Annotated in this window: 20 protein-coding genes; 3 read left to right on the forward strand and 17 right to left on the reverse strand. The window is 63.4% G+C overall.

The genetic code is table 11. The features are described 5' to 3' along the window. Positions 1–34 precede the first annotated feature (34 nt). The 16 genes from nuoF to OH686_RS00205 all read right to left on the reverse strand — a co-directional run bounded on the left by nuoF (position 35) and on the right by OH686_RS00205 (position 15,691). Complete coding sequence (gene nuoF, locus OH686_RS00130) at positions 35–1,393, reverse strand: NADH-quinone oxidoreductase subunit NuoF (protein ID WP_289535573.1); 1,359 nt, start codon at positions 1,391–1,393, stop codon at positions 35–37. Continuing rightward, positions 1,390–1,890 carry an NADH-quinone oxidoreductase subunit NuoE gene (gene nuoE, locus OH686_RS00135; protein ID WP_043311295.1) on the reverse strand — a complete coding sequence of 167 codons (501 nt, stop codon included), beginning with the start codon at positions 1,888–1,890 and terminating at the stop codon, positions 1,390–1,392. The genes nuoF and nuoE overlap by 4 nt, the downstream gene beginning before the upstream one ends. 4 nt (positions 1,891–1,894) lie before the next feature. Beyond that, the gene (gene nuoC / locus OH686_RS00140) at positions 1,895–3,676 is read right to left on the reverse strand and encodes an NADH-quinone oxidoreductase subunit C/D (RefSeq protein ID WP_289535574.1); all 1,782 of its coding nucleotides are present in this window, start codon (positions 3,674–3,676) and stop codon (positions 1,895–1,897) included. Between the two features lie 55 nt (positions 3,677–3,731). Continuing rightward, complete coding sequence (locus tag OH686_RS00145; protein WP_137973365.1) at positions 3,732–4,409, reverse strand: NuoB/complex I 20 kDa subunit family protein; 678 nt, start codon at positions 4,407–4,409, stop codon at positions 3,732–3,734. Between the two features lie 10 nt (positions 4,410–4,419). Beyond that, on the reverse strand, positions 4,420–4,833 hold the full coding sequence (locus OH686_RS00150) for an NADH-quinone oxidoreductase subunit A (protein ID WP_021700254.1): 414 nt from the start codon (positions 4,831–4,833) through the stop codon (positions 4,420–4,422). A gap of 338 nt (positions 4,834–5,171) precedes the next feature. Further along, positions 5,172–5,786: a murein L,D-transpeptidase catalytic domain-containing protein gene (locus OH686_RS00155; RefSeq protein ID WP_289535575.1), complete on the reverse strand. Its 615-nt coding sequence runs from the start codon at positions 5,784–5,786 to the stop codon at positions 5,172–5,174. Between the two features lie 140 nt (positions 5,787–5,926). After that, complete coding sequence (locus OH686_RS00160) at positions 5,927–7,522, reverse strand: isocitrate lyase (RefSeq protein ID WP_289535576.1); 1,596 nt, start codon at positions 7,520–7,522, stop codon at positions 5,927–5,929. Positions 7,523–7,995: 473 nt separating this feature from the next. Next, positions 7,996–8,805: a secretin N-terminal domain-containing protein gene (locus tag OH686_RS00165; protein WP_289535577.1), complete on the reverse strand. Its 810-nt coding sequence runs from the start codon at positions 8,803–8,805 to the stop codon at positions 7,996–7,998. Then, positions 8,802–9,434, reverse strand: a complete 633-nt coding sequence (locus OH686_RS00170; RefSeq protein WP_289535579.1) for a DUF7931 domain-containing protein — start codon at positions 9,432–9,434, stop codon at positions 8,802–8,804. Before OH686_RS00170 ends, OH686_RS00165 begins: the two co-directional genes overlap by 4 nt. A 10-nt stretch (positions 9,435–9,444) precedes the next feature. After that, a complete protein-coding gene (locus OH686_RS00175) occupies positions 9,445–9,870 on the reverse strand; it encodes a GNAT family N-acetyltransferase (protein WP_289535581.1) in 426 nt (141 codons plus the stop codon). After that, positions 9,863–11,029, reverse strand: coding sequence for a ribosomal protein uL16 3-hydroxylase (locus OH686_RS00180; protein WP_289535582.1), 1,167 nt, complete (start codon positions 11,027–11,029; stop codon positions 9,863–9,865). The genes OH686_RS00175 and OH686_RS00180 overlap by 8 nt, the downstream gene beginning before the upstream one ends. 78 nt (positions 11,030–11,107) lie before the next feature. After that, positions 11,108–12,478 (reverse strand): adenylosuccinate lyase, encoded by a 1,371-nt coding sequence (gene purB / locus OH686_RS00185; RefSeq protein ID WP_289535583.1) that lies wholly within the window; start codon positions 12,476–12,478, stop codon positions 11,108–11,110. A gap of 76 nt (positions 12,479–12,554) precedes the next feature. Next, positions 12,555–13,424: a DMT family transporter gene (locus OH686_RS00190; protein ID WP_289535585.1), complete on the reverse strand. Its 870-nt coding sequence runs from the start codon at positions 13,422–13,424 to the stop codon at positions 12,555–12,557. Between the two features lie 3 nt (positions 13,425–13,427). Next, a complete protein-coding gene (gene hflD, locus OH686_RS00195) occupies positions 13,428–14,048 on the reverse strand; it encodes a high frequency lysogenization protein HflD (RefSeq protein WP_137973357.1) in 621 nt (206 codons plus the stop codon). Continuing rightward, on the reverse strand, positions 14,045–15,163 hold the full coding sequence (gene mnmA / locus OH686_RS00200) for a tRNA 2-thiouridine(34) synthase MnmA (RefSeq protein ID WP_289535586.1): 1,119 nt from the start codon (positions 15,161–15,163) through the stop codon (positions 14,045–14,047). Before mnmA ends, hflD begins: the two co-directional genes overlap by 4 nt. A 66-nt stretch (positions 15,164–15,229) precedes the next feature. Further along, on the reverse strand, positions 15,230–15,691 hold the full coding sequence (locus OH686_RS00205; RefSeq protein ID WP_289535587.1) for an NUDIX hydrolase: 462 nt from the start codon (positions 15,689–15,691) through the stop codon (positions 15,230–15,232). A gap of 315 nt (positions 15,692–16,006) precedes the next feature. Between OH686_RS00205 and icd the strand changes: the two genes are divergently transcribed. Further along, positions 16,007–17,263, forward strand: a complete 1,257-nt coding sequence (gene icd, locus OH686_RS00210; RefSeq protein ID WP_137973354.1) for an NADP-dependent isocitrate dehydrogenase — start codon at positions 16,007–16,009, stop codon at positions 17,261–17,263. A gap of 61 nt (positions 17,264–17,324) precedes the next feature. Here icd and cspD read toward each other — a convergent pair whose 3' ends face one another. After that, positions 17,325–17,588, reverse strand: a complete 264-nt coding sequence (gene cspD / locus OH686_RS00215; RefSeq protein WP_137973353.1) for a cold shock domain-containing protein CspD — start codon at positions 17,586–17,588, stop codon at positions 17,325–17,327. 230 nt (positions 17,589–17,818) lie between these two features. Between cspD and clpS the strand changes: the two genes are divergently transcribed. Both clpS and clpA read left to right on the forward strand, forming a co-directional pair. Further along, a complete protein-coding gene (clpS, locus tag OH686_RS00220) occupies positions 17,819–18,181 on the forward strand; it encodes an ATP-dependent Clp protease adapter ClpS (RefSeq protein ID WP_289535588.1) in 363 nt (120 codons plus the stop codon). 29 nt (positions 18,182–18,210) lie between these two features. Continuing rightward, positions 18,211–20,481, forward strand: coding sequence for an ATP-dependent Clp protease ATP-binding subunit ClpA (gene clpA, locus OH686_RS00225; RefSeq protein WP_289535589.1), 2,271 nt, complete (start codon positions 18,211–18,213; stop codon positions 20,479–20,481). Positions 20,482–20,547 lie beyond the last annotated feature (66 nt).

A 20,547-nucleotide genomic window follows, 5' to 3' on the forward strand; every position in this document is an offset into this window, starting at 1 on the left:
GTTGCTTCGCGGCCTTGGCCGCGAGGCCAATGCTTCAGGCCGGCGCGAACTGCGCGGCGGCCGGTGCCGGAATGGCCGAACTGGATACGCCAGCCTCGAACTCCGGACGGAAATACTTGATCGCACTACCCAGCGGTTCGACGGCGCCCGGTGCATGGGCGCAGAAGGTCTTGCCGGGGCCGAGGAAGTTGACCAGGCCGAGCAGGGTGTCGATGTCCTGCTGGGTGCCTTGCCTATTTTCCAGGGCACGGAGGATCTTCACGCTCCACGGCAGGCCGTCGCGGCACGGGGTGCACCAACCGCAGGACTCGCGGGCGAAGAACTCTTCCATGTTGCGCAGCAGCGAGACCATGTTGACCGAGTCGTCCACGGCCAGGGCCAGGCCGGTGCCCATACGGGTGCCGACCTTGGCGATGCCGCCGGCGAACATGGCTGCGTCCAGGTGCTCGGGCAGCAGGAAGCCGGTGCCGGCGCCGCCGGGCTGCCAGCATTTCAGCTTGTAGCCGTCACGCATGCCGCCGGCGTAGTCCTCGAACAGTTCGCGGGCCGGGATGCCGAACGGCAGCTCCCACAGGCCGGGGTTCTTCACCTTGCCGGAGAAACCCATCAGCTTGGTGCCCATGTCTTCGCTGCCGGGGCGGGCCAGGGTCTTGTACCAGTCCACGCCGTTGGCGACGATCGCCGGCACGTTGCATAGGGTCTCGACGTTGTTCACGCAGGTCGGCTTGCCCCACACGCCAACGGCGGCGGGGAAGGGCGGCTTGGAGCGCGGGTTGGCGCGGCGACCTTCCAGGGAGTTGATCAGCGCGGTTTCTTCACCGCAGATATAGCGACCGGCACCGGTGTGGACGAACAGCTCGAAGTCGAAGCCGCTGCCGAGGATGTTCTTGCCCAGCAGGCCGGCGGCCTTGGCTTCATCGATGGCGCGGTTCAGGTTGGCTGCCGCGTCGACGTACTCGCCGCGCAGGAAGATATAGCCGCGGTAGGCCTTGAGCGCGCGTGCGGAGATCAGCATGCCTTCCACCAGCAGGTGCGGCAGCTGCTCCATGAGCATGCGGTCCTTCCAGGTGTTCGGCTCCATTTCGTCCGCGTTGCACAGCAGGTAGCGGATGTTCATGGATTCGTCGGCCGGCATCAGGCCCCACTTCACTCCGGTGGGGAAGCCCGCGCCGCCGCGGCCCTTGAGGCCGGAGTCCTTGACCGTCTGCACGATGTCGGCCTGAGCCATTTCGCTCAGGGCCTTGCGCGCGGCAGCGTAGCCGTTCTTCGCCTGGTATTCCTCCAGCCAGACCGGCTGGGCGTCGTCACGCAGGCGCCAGGTCAGCGGATGGGTCTCTTCGCTGCGGGCGATGCTGTTGATCGGGCCGATGGAGGTGAGGGTCTTGGCACTCATGCGTAGGACTCCAGCAGCTGGGCGATGCCGTTGGCATCGAGGTTGCCGTAGGTGTCGTCGTCGATCATCACGGCCGGGGCCTTGTCGCAGTTACCCAGGCAGCACACCGGCAGCAGGGTGAAGCGGCCGTCGGCGGTGGTCTGGCCGGGGACGATGCCGAGCTTGTCCTTGAGGCTGCCGAGCAGGTTCTCGTGGCCGCCGATGAAGCAGGTCATGCTGTCGCACACGCGGATCACGTGGCGGCCGACTGGCACGCGGAAGATCTGGCTGTAGAAGGTGGCCACGCCCTCGACGTCGCTGGCAGGGATGCCGAGGATGTCGGCGATGGCGTAGATGGCGCCGTCCGGCACCCAGCCACGCTGCTTCTGCACGATCTTCAGGGCTTCGATGGACGCCGCGCGCGGGTCCTCGTAGTGGTGCATTTCGTGCTCGATGGCGTCGTACTCGGCCTGGCTGAGTTCGAAGCGGTCGGTTTGAATCAGGTCAGTTTGGCTCATGTGATTAACGGTCCACGTCGGCCATAACGAAGTCGATGCTACCCAGGTAGGCGATCAGGTCCGCGATCATGCTGCCGCGGATCACCGAGGGGATCTGCTGCAGGTGCGGGAAGCTGGGCGTCCGGATGCGCGTGCGGTAGCTCATGGTGCTGCCGTCGCTCGTCAGGTAATAGCTGTTGATGCCCTTGGTCGCCTCGATCATCTGGAAGCTTTCGTTGGCCGGCATGACCGGGCCCCACGAGACTTGCAGGAAGTGGGTGATCAGGGTCTCGATGTGCTGCAGGGTGCGTTCTTTCGGCGGCGGCGTGGTCAGCGGGTGATCCGCCTTGTACGGGCCTTCCGGCATGTTGCGCAGGCACTGGTCGATGATGCGGATGCTCTGGCGCATCTCCTCGACGCGGACCATGCAGCGGTCGTAGGCGTCGCCGTTGTGGGCCAGCGGCACTTCGAACTCGAAGTTCTCGTAGCCGGAGTACGGGCGCGCCTTGCGCAGGTCGAAGTCCAGGCCGGTGGAGCGCAGGCCGGCGCCGGTGACGCCCCATTCCAGCGCTTCCTTGGTGTTGTACTGGGCCACGCCCTTGGTACGGCCGATCAGGATACTGTTCTTCAGTGCGGCCTTGGTGTACTCGTCGAGGCGCTTGGGCAGCCAGTCGACGAACTCCTTGACCAGCTTGTCCCAGCCGCGCGGCAGGTCGTGGGCGACGCCACCGATGCGGTACCAGGCCGGGTGCAGGCGGAAGCCGGTGATGGCCTCGATCACTTTGTAGGCGCGCTGGCGGTCGGTGAAGGTGAAGAACACCGGGGTCATGGCGCCGACGTCCTGAATATAGGTACCCAGGAACAGCAGGTGGCTGGTGATGCGGAAGAACTCGGCCAGCATCACGCGGATGAAGTCGACGCGGTCCGGCACCTTGATCCCGGCCAGCTTCTCGACCGACAGCACGTAGGGCAGGTTGTTCATCACCCCGCCGAGGTAGTCGATACGATCGGTGTAGGGGATGAAGCTGTGCCAGGACTGGCGCTCGGCCATCTTCTCGGCACCACGGTGGTGGTAGCCGATGTCCGGGACGCAGTCGATGATCTCTTCACCGTCCAGCTGCAGGATGATGCGGAACGCACCGTGGGCGGACGGGTGGTTCGGGCCGAGGTTGAGGAACATGTAGTCCTCGTGCTCGCCGTGGCGCTTCATGCCCCAGTCTTCCGGCTTGAAGCGCGCGGCTTCTTCTTCCAGCTGCTGCTTGGCCAGGGTCAGGCTGAACGGATCGAACTCGGTGGCACGCGCCGGGTAATCCTTGCGCAACGGGTGACCTTCCCAAGTCGACGGCATCATGATGCGGCTCAGGTGCGGGTGGCCCTGGAAGGTGATGCCGTACAGGTCCCAGACCTCACGCTCGTACCAGTTGGCGTTGGGCCAGATACCGGTGACGGTGGGGACGTTGAGGTCGCCCTCTTTGAGGGCGACCTTGATCATGATGTCGCTGTTACGCTCGACCGACATCAGGTGGTAGAACACGGTGAAGTCGGCGCCCGGCAGGCCGCGGCGCTGGGTGCGCAGGCGCTCGTCGATGCCATGCAGGTCGTACAGCATGACGTAGGGGCGCGGCAGGTTGCGCAGGAAGGTCAGCACGTTGATCAGTCGATCACGGGCGACCCACAACACCGGCATGCCGGTACGGGTGCTCTGGACGGTGAAGGTCTCGGCACCAAAACGGGAATTCAGCTCGATGACCACATCCTGGTCATCGGCCTTGTAGGGTGGAACGGACAGAATGCTGTCTGCAGTCATGGTCTCGGTCGCTATCGGCGGTGTACGGCGTCAGTGAGCAGGCGAAAGAGCCGGCTCACACTTCGTCGGGGCTGCGCAGGTTGGTCACAGCGATGCGCTGTTCGCGGCGCTGCTCCTTTTGCGAAGGCATTTCGGCACGGTAGATGCCTTGGTCGCCGACGACCCAGGACAGCGGACGACGCTCCTGACCGATGGATTCCTGCAGCAGCATCAGACCTTGCAGGAATGCCTCGGGGCGGGGCGGGCAGCCAGGAATGTAGACGTCCACCGGGAGGAACTTGTCGACACCCTGAACGACCGAGTAGATGTCGTACATGCCGCCGGAGTTCGCGCAGGCGCCCATGGAGATCACCCACTTGGGTTCCAGCATCTGCTCATAGAGGCGCTGGATGACCGGGGCCATCTTGATGAAGCAGGTGCCGGCGATGACCATGAAGTCGGCCTGGCGCGGGGACGCACGAATCACTTCCGCACCGAAGCGGGCGATATCGTGGGGCGCGGTGAAGGCCGTGGTCATTTCCACGTAGCAGCAGGACAGACCGAAGTTGTACGGCCACAGGGAGTTCTTGCGACCCCAGTTCACCGCACCGTTGAGAACATCCTCGAGCTTGCCCATGAAGATGTTCTTGTGGACTTCATCCTCCAGCAGTGGATCGGCTACGGTCTCCCGCTCGCCGATCGGGTACTGCTCGTTGGGAGCGTCCGGATCGATCCGAGTAAGTTTGTATTGCATCGCCAAAGCCTCATTGTTTTAGCTTCGCCTGCCGATTACGACGGCCCTCGGGCGCCCAGTCGAGCGCGCCGATACGCCAAAGGTAGACAAGACCAGCCAACAGAATTGCTATGAAAACTGTAGCCTCGATCAGGCCGGCCCAGCCGCTTTCGCGTACCGAGACAGCCCAAGCGAAGAGAAAGAGGGCTTCAACGTCGAAGATCACGAAGAGCATCGCGACCAGATAGAACTTCGCTGATAGGCGCAGGCGCGCACTGCCGACCGGCAGCATGCCCGACTCGAACGGATCGTTCTTGCTGCGCCCCCAGGCCTTGCTACCGAGCAGGCTGGACAGGCCGAGCATGAAGGCGATGAGTCCGAAGACTCCGAGCAGGAATACAGCAAAAGCCCAGTTATGGGACATGGTCGTTACCGCATCAGGCATGCCGGGGCTCCTTGGGTAAAGGGGCGGCTTTTTAATAATGGTAGAGCAACCTGATGGTGGCTGCCCTGCAGAGTAGTGGCGGCAATTTTATGCGCGCATGGCGCGTTAAGTAAATTTTTCCGAATAAAAAAATGAACGGCCGTTCCGTTCTGTTTGTTCGTCTATCGGCGTCACGCCCCGTGTGGCGGGGCCTGCGCGAGGCTCTACGGCTTTGGTCTTATGGTATTTCGTTATTCGGATGACGCTTTTTCGAAAGAGTCTGTCGGGAATTGTTTACATCTGCGGGCTTAATTGATGCGTGAGTGGAGCGCAGCGTTGTTATTTTGCCGGCAGAACTTCTATTTTCGCTGGCTGATATAGCTCGGCGAGCTACGCCTGCTGTCCACGGCGAAGATCAATGCGCCGCCGCGCAATGCGGCGACGGCCTGGTCGCGATCGGCTTCGGCCAGCACCAGGCAGCCGTGGCTGCGACCGGCCACGCCGTGGCGCCGGACGAAATTCTCCTCCACATAATCGCGAGCGTGCAGCACGATGGCGCGTCGCTCGGCGTTGGCGTTGTTGTCGCTCAGGCCCAGCAGGCGCATGGATAGCCCATGGCCGGGCTCTTCGCTGACATACACGGTGCTGGTGCGGAATACACCGAGCGAGCTGGCGTGGCTGCCCTCGGCATCGGAAAAGGAGTCGGCATAGCCGTCGTGGTCGGGATCGGAGCCGCGCCCGTGGGCCACCCGATAGCTGTCTACCAGGCGCAGGCTGTTGCGTTCGAACAGCAGGAAGCGCGGCTGGCTGGAGTGGCGGGCGTAGTCGATCACGGCGAAGTGCTGGTGCCGATCATCCTGCAGTTGTTCGAGGACGCCGCTGGCGATGGCGGCGGGGAGCAGGTGCTGCAGATCGTCGGCGGCTGCGCCGCTGCTGCAGAGGGCGAGCAGGCAGGTTGCCAGAAGGTTGCGCATGGCCGCTTCCATTGATGGGGATGCGGTCTTGGTACGCCAGAGTGCTGACTCATGGCAAGGGCGAAAACGACGAAGCCCCGGCATTGCTGCCGGGGCTTCGTCTGATAACACCTGCGGTTGGGCCGCAGAGCCGGTTCCTATTAGTGGAACTGGTTCATGGTGTTGTCTTTACCGCTGGCCTTCAGAGCAGCTTCGCCAGCGAAGTACTCCTTGTGGTTGTCGCCGATGTCGGAGCCAGCCATGTTCTGGTGCTTGACGCAGGCGATACCCTGGCGCAGTTCCTGACGCTGAACGCCCTTCACGTAGGCCAGCATGCCCTGGTCGGCGAAGTAGCCTTTGGCCAGGTTGTCGGTCGACAGAGCGGCGGTGTGGTAGGTCGGCAGGGTGATCAGGTGGTGGAAGATGCCGGCGTGGGCGGAACCGTCACGCTGGAAGGTACGGATCTTCTCGTCGGCAACCTGGGCCAGTTCGGTCTCGTCGTACTCGACGCTCATCAGCTTGGCGCGGTCGTAGGCGGAGACGTCCTTGCCTTCGGCAGCGAACGCATCGAATACCTGCTGACGGAAGTTCAGGGTCCAGTTGAAGGACGGGCTGTTGTTGTAGACCAGCTTGGCGTTCGGGATGACTTCACGGATGCGGTCAACCATGCCCTTGATCTGGCCAACGTGCGGCTTCTCGGTTTCGATCCACAGCAGGTCGGCGCCGTTCTGCAGGCTGGTGATGCAGTCCAGGACGCAGCGGTCTTCGCCGGTGCCAGCGCGGAACTGGAACAGGTTGGACGGCAGGCGCTTCGGACGCAGCAGCTTGCCACCGCGGTTGATCACGACGTCGCCGTTGCCCAGGTCGGAGGCGGCAACTTCTTCGCAATCCAGGAAGGAGTTGTACTGGTCGCCCAGGTCGCCCGGCTCTTTGGTCACGGCGATCTGCTTGGTCAGGCCGGCACCCAGGGAGTCGGTACGAGCAACGATCACACCATTGTCGATGCCCAGTTCGAGGAAGGCGTAACGAACGGCAGCGATCTTGGCGAGGAAGTCGGCGTGCGGAACGGTCACTTTACCGTCCTGGTGGCCGCACTGCTTCTCGTCGGAAACCTGGTTCTCGATCTGGATGCAGCAGGCGCCGGCTTCGATCATGCGCTTGGCCAGCAGGTAGGTGGCTTCCGGGTTACCGAAGCCAGCGTCGATGTCGGCGATGATCGGGACGATGTGGGTTTCGTAGTTGTCGATCTGGTTCTGGATCTCAGCGGCTTTGGCGTTGTCGCCGGCGGCGCGAGCGGCGTCCAGAGCGGTGAACAGCAGGTCCAGTTCGCGGCTGTCAGCCTGGCGCAGGAAGGTGTACAGCTCTTCGATCAGGTCGGAGACGGCGGTTTTCTCGTGCATCGACTGATCCGGCAGCGGGCCGAAGTCGGAACGCAGAGCAGCAACCATCCAGCCGGACAGGTACAGGTAGCGCTTGTTGGTGGTCTTCAGGTGCTTCTTGATGGCGATCAGCTTCTGCTGACCGATGAAGCCATGCCAGCAGCCCAGGGACTGGGTGTACTTGGACGAGTCGGCGTCGTACTCGGCCATGTCTTTGCGCATGATGTCAGCGGTGTACTGGGCGATTTCCAGACCGGTCTTGAAGCGGTTCTGAGCGCGCATGCGAGCGACGGATTCGGGGTTGATCGCGCTCCAGCTGCTGCCTGCGGCTTCTTTCAGAGCGGCAACGGCTTTGATGTCGTTTTGATAAGCTGACATGGTCAATCCTTCAAAGTATGAGTTTGGTTGAGCACCGACTTCCCACCCAAAACCAACGTGCAAACAAAGCTTGCAGTGTTGCGGGCGACACAGGACGTACTTCGAGATATTGACGGGGACGAGAGTGTTGCGGAGAGGAGGAGAGGACGAAACGAGACAGGTCGAAGGAGCAGATTCGCGGCTTGTCGGCTCGTGGAAACCGTTGGGCAATGCGGGTCTGATCAAACGATCTGGCTAATAACGCTAAGGCTTCCCCGTCCCTCAGGACAACTTACGTTCCAGTCGCAACCTCGTCGAAACGCCTTGTGGGCTGTTAGAACACGGACCGACCCGAATGGTGTTACGGGATCGATCTGGAGGCTCTGCAACAGAGCCCCTGGCTAGCGGGAGCGGGGCAATGATGCGCTTTCAAACGGGCGTTCGTCAATCGCTTTGTAGTGCTTTTTTTGAGCAACTACATATTGGAGCCGTCCTCAGTCGAGGGTTTCGACCTTGATGCGCATGCTCATGTCGTTGGCGCCGCGGGTGGACTGCTGACGCAGGAAGCCCGAGTCGTCGCCCTGGCTCGACTGGCTGACGCCACCCAGGGGAATCCACTCGCCGAGGCGACCGCTGACCTGGGTATCGGTGCTCTGCACGTCGATCACGCCGGGCTGGTAGCGATTCACCCGGTCGTTGTTGCTGCTGATACTGACGTGCACTACGTCGCCGGTGAGGCTGGCGGTGACGTAGAAGCCCTGGGTGACATTACGGTACTCGGTGTTCTGGTAGACCTGGCCGTAGGGGCCGACGCTGGTGTTGGTCAGCGGCACGCTCTGGCCGACCTGAATCAACGCCGGATAGCCTTCGGTGGCCTGGACCTGCTGAGTGCCGCCGCTGCGGCTGTCGGTGGAGCGGCGAATCACGCGTACCTGGTCGCGGCCGTGCACCTCGCCGCGCCCGGCTATCACTTCGGCGTCGCCGGCGCTGACACTGCCATCGACGCGATAACCGTCGCGGTCCTGAAAGCTGCTCTCGTTGGTGTCGACGCTGATCAGCAGACGGCGCGGCGCGGTATCCAGTTGCTGCAGCAGGTCGCGCACCTCCTGGATCTTCTCCGCCGGGGCGTTGATCACCAGCTGGTTGCCGTAGGTGCTGACCTTGCCCTGGCCATCGAGCGCCGACTGCACCACCGGCAGTACGTCCTCGGCGGCGCGGTAGTTGAGCTGGATCAGCTCGGTGGCGGCCTGCAGGGGCAGGCTGAGGCCAAGCGACAGGGCGAGCAGGCAGGCGCGCAGGGTCATAGCAGGAAACTCCGCAGGTCGGGGTCGAGAACGCTGATGTCCCAGGCCTGGTCGAACTGCGCCTGACGCTGGCGCACGCGGCCGGGATCGTTGTACAGGGCATAGCCGGCATATTGCTCCGGCAGCTCGCGCAGCAGCAGGCCGCGGTCGTCGGCCAGCAGGTAGGCGCTTTCGTCGCTGGGATGGTCCGGATTGATCTTGCGAATATGCAGGTTGCTGGTGATGCGCTGGGCCAGGTTGAGCAGGCGATGGCCCTGCTTGACCGGTTTGCCGGCGTCGCGCACCAGGATGCGCAGGCGGTTCTTCGGGCTGGCCAGGAGGAACCGCGTGCAGGCCTCCTGCACGCTGCTGTGGCTGTAGAGCCAGGACTCCAGGTCCGGGCTGTAGATGCACAGGCTATGGCGAGCCTGCTGCAGCAAGGCCAGGGCGTGAGACTGGGCCTGTTCCGGGCGGCTGAAACGCTGCAGGTTGGCATCCTGGCCGAGCTGGTAGGGCGCCGGCTCACGCGGCTCGGCGGTCACCGTCGGGAGACTGTCCGGGTTGTGCACGGCAAAACGCCCCGGCGACTGGAAATCGATGGCCGGCAGGTCCGGTTCGTTCGCGTCGAGCGGGGCGTCTTCTTCGTGCATGAGCTCTGTCCTAGTCGCTGTGGCGCACCATCAGTACGTGGGGGATGCCGGCCTCGAGGTACTCGCCGCCTTCCACCTGGAAGCCCAGGCGTTCGTAGAATGCGGTGGCATGGACCTGGGCGCTGAGCTTCTGCTCGTACTGGCCGCGCGCCTCGGCGGCCTCGATGGCGGCGCGCATCAGTGCATCGCCAACCTTCAGGCCACGCCAGTCCTTGAGCACCGAAACCCGGCCGATCTGGCCGTCCGCCAGCAGGCGGGCGGTGCCGATCGGATAGTCACCCTCGCAGGCGAGGAAGTGCACGGCCTCGATGTCCTCGTCATCCCATTCGAGTTCTGCCGGCACGGCCTGTTCCGCGACGAACACCGCTTCGCGAATGCGCCGCAGATCGGCGTTGTCCTTCTGCCAGTGGGCGAGGCGGACGTGGATCTCACTCATCAGCAAACTCCAAACTTCCTTGCTGGACCAGTTCTTTTACCAGTGTACGCCCGTCGTCGTCGGCCAACCAAGGCGCCAGGTTGTCGCTGTGCAGCGCCTCGGCGGCGCACACCAGGCGCAGCAGCTCCTTGAGGTGCGCCGGCAGCAGGCGGCTCTGGCCGCTGGCGAACAGCACCAGGCCGACGTCCACCTCGCTCCAGGCCAGGCGCGCGCTGGGATTGCGCACCAGCACGGCGCCGTCTTCGAGGGCGGCGAGGAAGTCTTCTTCCTCGATCTCCGGGCCTGCGACCAGCTCGGGGTAGCGCGGCTCGGTCATGAACTGGCCGAACCAGGTGAGCAGCAGGCGCTCGTCGCTCATGTGTTCGGTCAGCAGCTTCTTCAGGCGGTCGAGGGCTTCCTGCTGGATCTGGTGCGGGTCGCTGACCGGCGCCATGCCGGCGTCGCTGTAGCGCTCCTCGTCCGGCAGGAACTGGGCGAGGAAGTCGGTGAAGTGGGTCAGCACTTCGGCGGCGCTCGGTGCGCGGAAGCCGACCGAGTAGGTCATGCAGTCGTCTTCGGCGATGCCGTAGTGGGCCAGGCGCGGCGGCAGGTAGAGCATGTCGCCGGGCTCCAGCACCCATTCGTCGGTCTGCTCGAAGTCGGCCAGGATGCGCAGGTCGGCGTGCTGCAGCAGCTTGCTGTCGGCGTCGCACATCTGGCCGATCTTCCAGCGGCGCTGGCCTTCGGCCTGCAGCAGGAACACGTCGTAGTTATCGAAGTGCGGGCCGACGCTGCCGCCGGGCGCGGCGAAGCTGATCATCAGGTCATCGATACGCCAGCTGGGCAGGAAGCCGAAGTCCTTGAGCACCTCGGCCACTTCCGGCACGAACTGGTCAACGGCCTGTACCAGCAGGGTCCAGTCGCGCTCCGGCAACTGGCTGAAGGCGTCCTCGGCGAACGGGCCGCGGCGCAGCTCCCAAGGGTGCGCGCCGTGTTCCAGCACCAGGCGCGACTCGACTTCCTCTTCCAGGGCCAGACCGGCCAGCTCGTCACCGGTGATCGGGCTTTCGAAACCGGGGATGGCCTGACGGATCAGCAGGGGCTTCTGTTGCCAGTAGTCACGCAGGAACTCGCGAGGAGTGAGGCCGCCCAGCAGCTGCAGAGGAGTATCAGGATTCATGGCTAAGCCTTTGAAAGAAATGAAATGGCTAAAATAAAAACGCCCGGCTCAGCCGGGCGTCGATAAGGCTGGTGCCGCTCAGACGCGCTTGGCCTGCGCGATGGCGTTGCCGATGTAGCTCGCCGGGGTGAGCTGCTTGAGCTCCTCCTTGGCGGCGGCCGGCATGTCCAGGCCATCGATAAAGGACAGCAGGGCCTCCGGGCTGATGCCCTTGCCGCGGGTCAGCTCCTTGAGCTTCTCGTAGGGGTTCTCGATGGCGTAGCGGCGCATCACGGTCTGGATCGGCTCGGCGAGGACTTCCCAGCAGGCGTCCAGGTCGGCGGCGATGCGTTGCTCGTTCAGCTCCAGCTTGCCGATGCCCTTGAGGCTGGCTTCGTAGGCGATGACGCTGTGGGCGAAACCGACGCCCAGGTTGCGCAGCACGGTTGAGTCGGTCAGGTCGCGCTGCCAGCGGGAGATCGGCAGCTTGCTGGCCAGGTGCTGGAAGATCGCGTTGGCGATGCCCAGGTTGCCTTCGGAGTTTTCGAAGTCGATCGGGTTGACCTTGTGCGGCATGGTCGAGGAGCCGATCTCGCCGGCCACGGTCTTCTGCTTGAAGTAGCCGAGGGAGATGTAGCCCCACACGTCGCGATCGAAGTCGATAAGGATGGTGTTGAAGCGGGCGATGGCGTCGAACAGCTCGGCGATGTAGTCGTGCGGCTCGATCTGGGTGGTGTAGGGGTTGAACTGCAGGCCCAGGTCGCCTTCGATGAACTGCTTGGCGTTGGCCTCCCAGTCGATCTGCGGGTAGGCGGACAGGTGGGCGTTGTAGTTGCCCACGGCGCCGTTGATCTTGCCCAGCAGCGGCACGGCGGCTACCTGAGCGATCTGGCGCTCCAGGCGATAGACGACGTTGGCTAGTTCCTTGCCGAGGGTGGTCGGCGAGGCCGGCTGGCCGTGGGTGCGCGACAGCATCGGCACGCCGGCGAATTTGACTGCCAGCTCGCGGATGGCGGCGGCGATCTGCTTCATCAGCGGCAGCAGAACGCTGTCGCGGCCTTCGCGCAGCATCAGGGCGTGGGACAGGTTGTTGATGTCCTCGCTGGTGCAGGCGAAGTGGATGAATTCGCTCACGGCGGCCAGTTCCGGCAGCTTGGCGGCCTGCTCCTTGAGCAGGTATTCCACAGCTTTGACGTCGTGGTTGGTGGTGCGCTCGATCTCTTTCACGCGCTCGGCGTGTTCGACGGCGAAGTTCTCGGCCAGCTCGTTGAGCAGGGCGTTGGCTTCGGCAGAGAAGGGCGCGACTTCGGCGACGCCTTCATGGGCGGCCAGGCGCTGCAGCCAGCGGACCTCGACCATCACGCGGAAACGGATCAGGCCGTATTCGCTGAAGATCGGGCGCAGGGCGCTGGTTTTGCCGGCGTAGCGGCCATCGACGGGGGAAACCGCGGTGAGCGAGGAGAGCTGCATGGGGGCGTTCTCGGACAGGTCGGTCAACGAAAAGGGCGCACATCATACATGAAGTCGCCTGGACTGGTCCGTCCGGTTAGCGGACGGCGGGTCGGCGAGCGATGGACAGCAGGCTGGCGCTGAAGATCAACGCCGCGCCGATCAGCGAAGTGAGGTCCGGCATCTCGCCCCAGCGCAGCCAGGCGACGATGCCGGCGAAGACGATGGCCAGGTAGGCGAAGGGGCCGATCAGGCCGGGCGGCGCCAGGCCATAGGCCTTGGACATGACGATCTGGCTGACGGTGGCGAGCAGGCCGATCACCAGCAGCAGGCCGAGCTGGTGCTGGTCCAGCGGCTGCCAGGCCCAGGTCAGCGGTACGGCGGAAATCAGCGCGCTGAACAGGGAGAAGTAGAAGACGATGCGGAAGGCCGGCTCGGTGTCGCTCATCTCGCGGATGGAGACGAAGGCGAAGGCGGCCAGGATGCTGGCGGCCAGGCCGACCAGGGCCTGGGTGTCGAGTAGGGCCTCGCTGGGCTTGGCCACCAGCAGCACGCCGACCAGGCCGATGGCGGTAGTCAGCAGCATGCGTTTGGTCAGCGGTTCCTTGAGCAGCCACCAGGCGAGTACGGGTGTGAACACCGGCGCCGAGTAGGTGAACAGCATGGCGTCGGCCAACGGCAGGTGGGCGATGGCGTAGAAGAAGCAGTACATCGCCGCCAGGCCGTAAGTGGTGCGCCACAGGTGCGACCTGATGCGCCCGGTCTTCAGCGGGCCGGTGCCCTTGAGCAGCACCAGTGGCAGAAAGAACAGCACGCCGACCAGGTTGCGGAAGAACACCACCGACTCGTTGTTGACCCCGCTCGACACCTCGCGGATGCCCACGCCCATCAGCGAGAACAGCAGGGCGGAAAGTGCCAGGAGCAGGGCGCCCTGCACCGGCTTCACACTGCGGCTGGGGATGTCCACGGCTCAGCTCCGCAGCAGCGGATAGAGTTCCTTGAGCAGCTTGCCGCGGCTGAACACCAGCTGCCAGCGGTGACCGCCGAGCTGGCGCCACAGGCGCGCCGAGCGAATGCCGGTGAGCAGCAGCGCGCGCACCTTGGAGGCTACGGCCGGCTGTTGCAGGAAGCGCATGTCGCCGTGCACCTGGATGCGCTGGCGGAAGGTGCTGATGGTGTCCTGGTACAGCCCGCCACAGGCGGCCACCACGTTGTCGTGGGTCAGGCCGAAGTGCTCGACCTGATTCTGGATCTGGTCGAGGCGGTTGCCGACGGTCTGCAGCATGTCGTCACGCTTGGCCAGTTGGCGCTCCAGGCCGAGCAGGGCCAGGGCGTAGCGCAGCGGCTCGCGCTGCAGGCTGGCCGGGTTGCGTTCCAGGGTGCTGACCAGGGCCTTGTAGCCCTCACGCAGATTGAGGTCGTCGCCGCCGTAGACTTCCAGGGTGCTCTTCGGATCGCGCACCAACAGGCTGCCGAGCAGGCAGCCAAGCTGGGCGTCGCTGACCTGGCCGGTGCGTGCCAGCTTGTCCACCAGGCTGGCGGCCTGGAACACGGCGGAGAGGGCGATCAGCTGTTCCTGAATGGGGCTCATGCCAGGCCGGCTCCCTCGAACCAGGGCTCGGCCGTCTCGATCACACCGCCGCCGAGGCAGATCTCGCCGTCGTAGAACACCACGGACTGGCCCGGAGTGACGGCGCGCTGCGGCTCGTCGAACACGGCGCGGTAGCCGTTCTCGGTCTTCTCCAGGGTGCAGGCCTGGTCGGCCTGGCGGTAGCGCACCTTGGCGGTGAGGCGGCGCGGGATGTGCAGATCGACCGGGTTGACCCAGTAGATCTCGGAGGCGAGCAGGGCGCGGGAGAACAGCCAGGGGTGTTCGTTGCCCTGGCCGACCACCAGCACGTTGCGGGTCAGGTCCTTGGCCAGCACATACCAGGGGTCGTCGCCGGCATTCTTCAGGCCGCCGATGCCCAGGCCCTGGCGCTGGCCGATGGTGTGGTACATCAGGCCGACGTGGCGGCCGATGACTTCACCCTCAGTGGTCTCGAGGTCGCCCGGCTGGGCCGGCAGGTACTGCTTGAGGAAGTCGCTGAAGCGACGTTCACCGATGAAGCAGATGCCGGTGGAGTCCTTCTTCTTGGCGGTGGCCAGCTCGTACTTCTCAGCGATGGCGCGCACCTGCGGCTTCTCCAGTTCGCCGACCGGGAACAGGGTGCGGCCGATCTGCTCGCCGCCAACGGCGTGCAGAAAGTAGCTCTGGTCCTTGTTCGGGTCGAGGCCCTTGAGCAGTTCGCTGCGGTCGTCGACGTCGCGACGCCGCACGTAGTGGCCGGTGGCGATCAGGTCGGCGCCGAGGCTCAGTGCGTAGTCGAGGAAGGCTTTGAACTTGATCTCGCGGTTGCACAGGATGTCCGGGTTCGGCGTGCGTCCGGCCTTGTATTCGGCGAGGAAGTGCTCGAACACGTTGTCCCAGTATTCCGCCGCGAAGTTGGCGGTGTGCAGCTTGATGCCGATGCGGTCGCATACGGCCTGGGCGTCGGCCAGGTCGTCCATGGCGGTGCAGTATTCGGTGCCGTCGTCTTCTTCCCAGTTCTTCATGAACAGGCCTTCCACCTGGTAGCCCTGCTCGAGCAGCAGGAGGGCGGAAACGGAAGAGTCGACGCCGCCGGACATGCCGACGATCACTCGGGTATTGGCTGGTTCGCGCATGGGAATTCGAAGGGGCTGACTGCAGAAAGTGGACGATTCTATCAGGAGCGGGCGGCGCGCGGGGAATCAGGCCGGGTCGCGATAAGCCGGGTCGCGGATCAGGCTCAGGGAGTGGCGTTCGCCGGCCAGGTAGTCGTCGATGCAGCGCAGCACCAGTTCGCTGCGCCAGCGTTCGGGCTGGGCGGCCAGCTCGTCGCGGGTCAGCCATTGCGGGCCGATGATGCCCTCGTCCAGCGGCGAATCCGGCAGGTGGCGCAGCGGCCTGGCGGCGAAGCATACGCGCTGGTAGGTCACGCCATTGCTCGGTGCGGTATACAGGTAGATGCCGGTGACGGCGGTCAGCTCTACCTGCCAGCCGGTTTCTTCCAGGGTTTCGCGCAGGGCTGCCTCGATCAGACTTTCGTCGGCTTCCAGATGGCCGGCGGGCTGGTTAAATACCGCCTGGCCGCCGGCCAGCTCCTCGACCAGCAGGAAGCGGCCCTGGTCCTCGACGACGGTGGCGACTGTGACGTGGGGGGTAAAGCGCATTGCGGAAACCTCTGCGAAGCAACGGGGCTAACTGTCGGCTGAGACCGGAGTCAAAGCATTCTGGAGCCGAGCTGCTAGGATTGAAAACGCCTTGCGGGGCATTCTGTAGCGTACCTGTAGTTTGACTACATGAATGGCGCCGGGCCAGGATCTAAGCAGTCTAGGCTGTCACCAGGCTGTCAGTAAATGTCGAAAAGTGCGTGACTTTCTGTAGAAAAACTACAAGAATGCGGCACCTTTCCGAGACCCAAAGTATCGTCCGTCGCGCCACCCGTTCGGCGGATTGTCAGACCACGAAAACAAACGGAGTCCAGCATGGGATACCAGAAGATCCAGGTGCCTGCGAACGGCGACAAAATCACCGTCAACGCCGACATGTCCCTGAACGTGCCGAACAACCCAATCATCCCTTTCATCGAAGGTGATGGCATCGGTGTCGACATCAGCCCGGTGATGATCAAGGTCGTCGACGCTGCCGTCCAGAAAGCCTACGGTGGCGAGCGCAAGATCGCCTGGATGGAAGTCTACGCCGGCGAGAAAGCCACCCAGGTCTACGACCAGGACACCTGGCTGCCGAAAGAAACTCTGGAAGCCGTGCGCGACTACGTCGTGTCCATCAAGGGCCCTCTGACCACTCCGGTCGGCGGCGGCATCCGTTCGCTGAACGTTGCCCTGCGCCAGGAGCTGGACCTGTACGTCTGCCTGCGTCCGGTGCGCTGGTTCGAAGGCGTACCTAGCCCGGTCAAGAAGCCAGGCGACGTCGACATGACCATCTTCCGCGAAAACTCGGAAGACATTTACGCCGGTATCGAGTGGAAGGCCGGCTCGCCAGAAGCGACCAAGGTCATCAAGTTCCTGAAAGAAGAAATGGGCGTCACCAAGATCCGTTTCGATCAGGACTGTGGTATCGGCGTCAAACCGGTGTCCAAAGAAGGCACCAAGCGTCTGGTGCGCAAGGCTCTGCAGTACACCGTCGACAACGACCGTGACTCGCTGACCATCGTGCACAAAGGCAACATCATGAAGTTCACCGAAGGTGCCTTCAAAGATTGGGGCTACGAAGTGGCGCGTGACGAGTTCGGCGCCGAGCTGCTGGACGGCGGCCCGTGGATGCAGTTCAAGAACCCGAACACCGGCAAGAACATCGTGGTGAAAGACGCCATCGCCGACGCCATGCTGCAGCAGATCCTGCTGCGTCCGGCCGAGTACGACGTAATTGCCACCCTGAACCTGAACGGTGACTACCTGTCCGACGCCCTGGCGGCGGAAGTGGGTGGTATCGGTATCGCTCCGGGCGCCAACCTGTCCGACAGCGTCGCCATGTTCGAGGCTACCCACGGCACCGCGCCGAAGTACGCCGGCCTGGACAAGGTCAACCCGGGCTCGGTCATCCTCTCTGCCGAGATGATGCTGCGCCACATGGGCTGGCTGGAAGCTGCCGACCTGATCATCAAGGGCACCAACGGTGCCATCGCCGCGAAGACCGTGACTTACGACTTCGAGCGTCTGATGGAAGGCGCCAAGCTGCTGTCCTGCTCCGAGTTCGGCGACGCCCTCATCGCCCACATGTAAGCGACGAGTGGTAAACAAAAAGGCCGGTCATTGACCGGCCTTTTTTATTTAAGCTCTCTTATCAGGCTTCTACCGGAGTGCTTTGCGGCGAGCTGGTGGTCGCCGGGGATTCACTGGTTGCCAGAATCGGGCTGATATTGACTGCGTGCAGGCCCTTGGGACCTTGCACAATATCGAACTTGACCGCTTGACCGGCCTTGAGAGTCTTGTAGCCGTCCATCTGGATAGCCGAGTAATGGGCGAACAGGTCCTCATCTCGGCCATCGGCCACGATGAATCCGTAGCCCTTGGCGTTGTTGAACCACTTGACCTTACCGCTGAGCATGCTGACATCCCTCTGCAAAGGACTCCATCACTGGAGTATCATCCACTTCAGCTCCACGTCCGACTTCGGCCGTAAGGGCACTAGCCGCGGAACCCCGATACCCGAGAAGGGTATTCACTGTTTGTAACACCGTTTTGCCTTTAGTCAAGGTGCTAGGGCGGCCGGCTGAGAAACCGATCAAACTCCGTCTAGCATCAACCTCCGACCGGTCACGAGACCATTAGTTCAGCATGCATCCACGCAGCCAGATTCGACTAACATTCAATCAAGATCGTCCGAGCGAGCACGAGGACGATTCGACCGGCCTGGCAGTGCAGGAAGCGAAGCCGGCACTGCAGGCACCGCCTCTGTATAAGGTGCTGATGTTCAACGACGATTACACTCCGATGGATTTTGTGGTCGAAGTACTAGAGCTGTTCTTTGGTATGAACCGGGAGCTGGCCACCAAGGTCATGCTTACTGTACATACGGAAGGAAAGGCAATCTGCGGGGTGTTTACTCGCGATATCGCAGAGACCAAGGCGATGCAGGTCAACCAGTACGCCAAGGAAAGCCAGCATCCGCTACTCTGTGAGATAGAAAAGGACGGTTGAGCCGTCCCGCTTGGGCAAGAGGTGAAGCTATGTTGAATCGAGAGCTGGAAGTCACCCTCAATCTGGCCTTCAAGGAGGCACGTGCCAAGCGCCATGAGTTCATGACGGTCGAGCACCTGCTTCTCGCCTTGCTGGATAACGAGGCTGCAGCAACCGTACTGCGCGCCTGTGGCGCCAACCTGGACAAGCTCCGGCATGATCTGCAGGAGTTTATCGACTCCACCACCCCACTGATTCCGCAGCACGACGAAGAGCGTGAGACCCAGCCAACCCTGGGCTTCCAGCGCGTGCTGCAGCGTGCCGTGTTCCACGTGCAGAGTTCCGGCAAGCGTGAAGTCACTGGCGCCAACGTGCTGGTCGCAATCTTCAGCGAGCAGGAAAGCCAGGCGGTGTTCCTGCTCAAGCAGCAGAGCGTCGCGCGCATCGACGTGGTCAACTACATCGCCCATGGCATCTCCAAGGTGCCCGGTCATGCTGACCACCACGAGAGCGAGCAGGAAATGCAGGACGAGGAGGGCGGTGAGTCCGCAGCCTCGGGCAATCCGCTGGATGCCTACGCCAGCAACCTCAACGAGCTGTCGCGCCTCGGTCGTATCGATCCGCTGGTGGGGCGTGAGCACGAGGTCGAGCGCGTGGCGCAGATCCTCGCACGCCGCCGCAAGAACAACCCGCTGCTGGTGGGGGAGGCCGGGGTCGGCAAGACCGCCATCGCCGAAGGCCTGGCCAAGCGCATCGTCGACGGCCAGGTGCCGGACCTGCTCTCCGAGAGCGTGGTCTACTCCCTTGACCTGGGTGCGCTGCTGGCCGGCACCAAGTACCGCGGCGACTTCGAGAAGCGCTTCAAGGCGCTGCTCAACGAGCTGCGCAAGCGCCCGCACGCGATCCTGTTCATCGACGAGATCCACACCATCATTGGTGCCGGTGCGGCCTCGGGTGGCGTGATGGATGCGTCCAACCTGCTCAAGCCGCTGCTGTCGTCCGGCGAGATCCGCTGCATCGGCTCCACCACCTTCCAGGAATTCCGTGGCATCTTCGAGAAGGACCGGGCCCTGGCTCGGCGCTTCCAGAAAGTCGATGTCACCGAACCTTCCGTCGAGGACACCGTCGGCATCCTCAAGGGGCTCAAGGCGCGCTTCGAACAGCACCACCATATCGAGTACAGCGACGAGGCGCTGCGTGCAGCGGCCGAGCTGGCGGCGCGCTATATCAATGACCGGCACATGCCGGACAAGGCCATCGACGTGATCGACGAGGCGGGGGCCTACCAGCGCCTGCAGCCGGAAGAGAAGCGCGCCAAGCGCATTGAAGTGGCCCAGGTCGAGGATATCGTCGCGAAGATCGCGCGGATTCCGCCGAAGCATGTCAGCAGCTCGGACAAGGAGTTGCTGCGCAACCTGGAGCGCGACCTCAAGCTCACCGTGTTCGGCCAGGATGCGGCGATCGACTCGCTGTCCACCGCCATCAAGCTGTCTCGCGCCGGTCTCAAGGCGCCGGACAAGCCCGTGGGCTCCTTCCTGTTCGCTGGTCCGACCGGCGTGGGCAAGACCGAGGCCGCTCGCCAATTGGCCAAGGCCATGGGTATCGAGCTGGTGCGCTTCGACATGTCCGAGTACATGGAGCGCCACACCGTGTCGCGCCTGATCGGTGCGCCGCCGGGCTATGTCGGTTTCGACCAGGGCGGCCTGCTTACCGAGGCCATCACCAAGCAGCCGCACTGCGTGTTGCTTCTGGACGAAATCGAGAAGGCTCACCCGGAAGTGTTCAACCTGCTGCTGCAGGTGATGGACCACGGCACGCTGACCGATAACAACGGGCGCAAGGCGGACTTCCGCAACGTGATCCTGATCATGACCACCAACGCCGGTGCGGAAACTGCGGCGCGCGCGTCGATCGGTTTCACCCTGCAGGACCATTCGTCCGACGCCATGGAAGTGATCAAGAAGAGCTTCACGCCGGAGTTCCGCAACCGCCTGGATACCATCATCCAGTTCGGCCGCCTGACTCACGAAGTGATCAAGAGCATCGTCGACAAGTTCCTCACCGAACTGCAGGCGCAGCTGGAGGACAAGCGGGTGCAGTTGGTGGTCAGCGACGCGGCGCGTGGCTGGCTGGCAGAGGGTGGCTACGACGTGCAGATGGGCGCACGTCCGATGGCGCGACTGATTCAGGACAAGATCAAGCGGCCGTTGGCCGAAGAGATTCTGTTCGGCGAACTGGCCGAGCATGGCGGCGTAGTGCACATCGACATGGAAGGTGGCGAGCTGCACTTCGAGTTCGAGACCACGGCCGAGCCGGCCTGATACCCGTAGGCAAACGAAAACGCCCGGCGATGCCGGGCGTTTTTGTATTCGGACCTTGTCTGGTCG

Source organism: Pseudomonas sp. SO81 (genome assembly GCF_030374125.1).
Lineage (GTDB): Bacteria > Pseudomonadota > Gammaproteobacteria > Pseudomonadales > Pseudomonadaceae > Aquipseudomonas.

Excerpts from the sequence above, each read along its gene's own strand:
- OH686_RS00175 (WP_289535581.1), bottom strand. The coding sequence starts at position 9,870 with ATGAGTGAGATCCACGTCCGCCTCGCCCACTGGCAGAAGGACAACGCC.
- hflD (WP_137973357.1), bottom strand. The coding sequence starts at position 14,048 with ATGAGCCCCATTCAGGAACAGCTGATCGCCCTCTCCGCCGTGTTCCAG.
- cspD (WP_137973353.1), bottom strand. The coding sequence starts at position 17,588 with ATGCTCAGCGGTAAGGTCAAGTGGTTCAACAACGCCAAGGGCTACGGA.
- OH686_RS00170 (WP_289535579.1), bottom strand. The coding sequence starts at position 9,434 with ATGCACGAAGAAGACGCCCCGCTCGACGCGAACGAACCGGACCTGCCG.
- mnmA (WP_289535586.1), bottom strand. The coding sequence starts at position 15,163 with ATGCGCGAACCAGCCAATACCCGAGTGATCGTCGGCATGTCCGGCGGC.
- clpS (WP_289535588.1), top strand. The coding sequence starts at position 17,819 with ATGCATCCACGCAGCCAGATTCGACTAACATTCAATCAAGATCGTCCG.
- nuoE (WP_043311295.1), bottom strand. The coding sequence starts at position 1,890 with ATGAGCCAAACTGACCTGATTCAAACCGACCGCTTCGAACTCAGCCAG.
- OH686_RS00155 (WP_289535575.1), bottom strand. The coding sequence starts at position 5,786 with ATGCGCAACCTTCTGGCAACCTGCCTGCTCGCCCTCTGCAGCAGCGGC.
- clpA (WP_289535589.1), top strand. The coding sequence starts at position 18,211 with ATGTTGAATCGAGAGCTGGAAGTCACCCTCAATCTGGCCTTCAAGGAG.
- OH686_RS00180 (WP_289535582.1), bottom strand. The coding sequence starts at position 11,029 with ATGAATCCTGATACTCCTCTGCAGCTGCTGGGCGGCCTCACTCCTCGC.
- OH686_RS00165 (WP_289535577.1), bottom strand. The coding sequence starts at position 8,805 with ATGACCCTGCGCGCCTGCCTGCTCGCCCTGTCGCTTGGCCTCAGCCTG.
- OH686_RS00205 (WP_289535587.1), bottom strand. The coding sequence starts at position 15,691 with ATGCGCTTTACCCCCCACGTCACAGTCGCCACCGTCGTCGAGGACCAG.
- OH686_RS00160 (WP_289535576.1), bottom strand. The coding sequence starts at position 7,522 with ATGTCAGCTTATCAAAACGACATCAAAGCCGTTGCCGCTCTGAAAGAA.
- icd (WP_137973354.1), top strand. The coding sequence starts at position 16,007 with ATGGGATACCAGAAGATCCAGGTGCCTGCGAACGGCGACAAAATCACC.
- OH686_RS00145 (WP_137973365.1), bottom strand. The coding sequence starts at position 4,409 with ATGCAATACAAACTTACTCGGATCGATCCGGACGCTCCCAACGAGCAG.
- OH686_RS00150 (WP_021700254.1), bottom strand. The coding sequence starts at position 4,833 with ATGCCTGATGCGGTAACGACCATGTCCCATAACTGGGCTTTTGCTGTA.
- purB (WP_289535583.1), bottom strand. The coding sequence starts at position 12,478 with ATGCAGCTCTCCTCGCTCACCGCGGTTTCCCCCGTCGATGGCCGCTAC.
- nuoC (WP_289535574.1), bottom strand. The coding sequence starts at position 3,676 with ATGACTGCAGACAGCATTCTGTCCGTTCCACCCTACAAGGCCGATGAC.
- nuoF (WP_289535573.1), bottom strand. The coding sequence starts at position 1,393 with ATGAGTGCCAAGACCCTCACCTCCATCGGCCCGATCAACAGCATCGCC.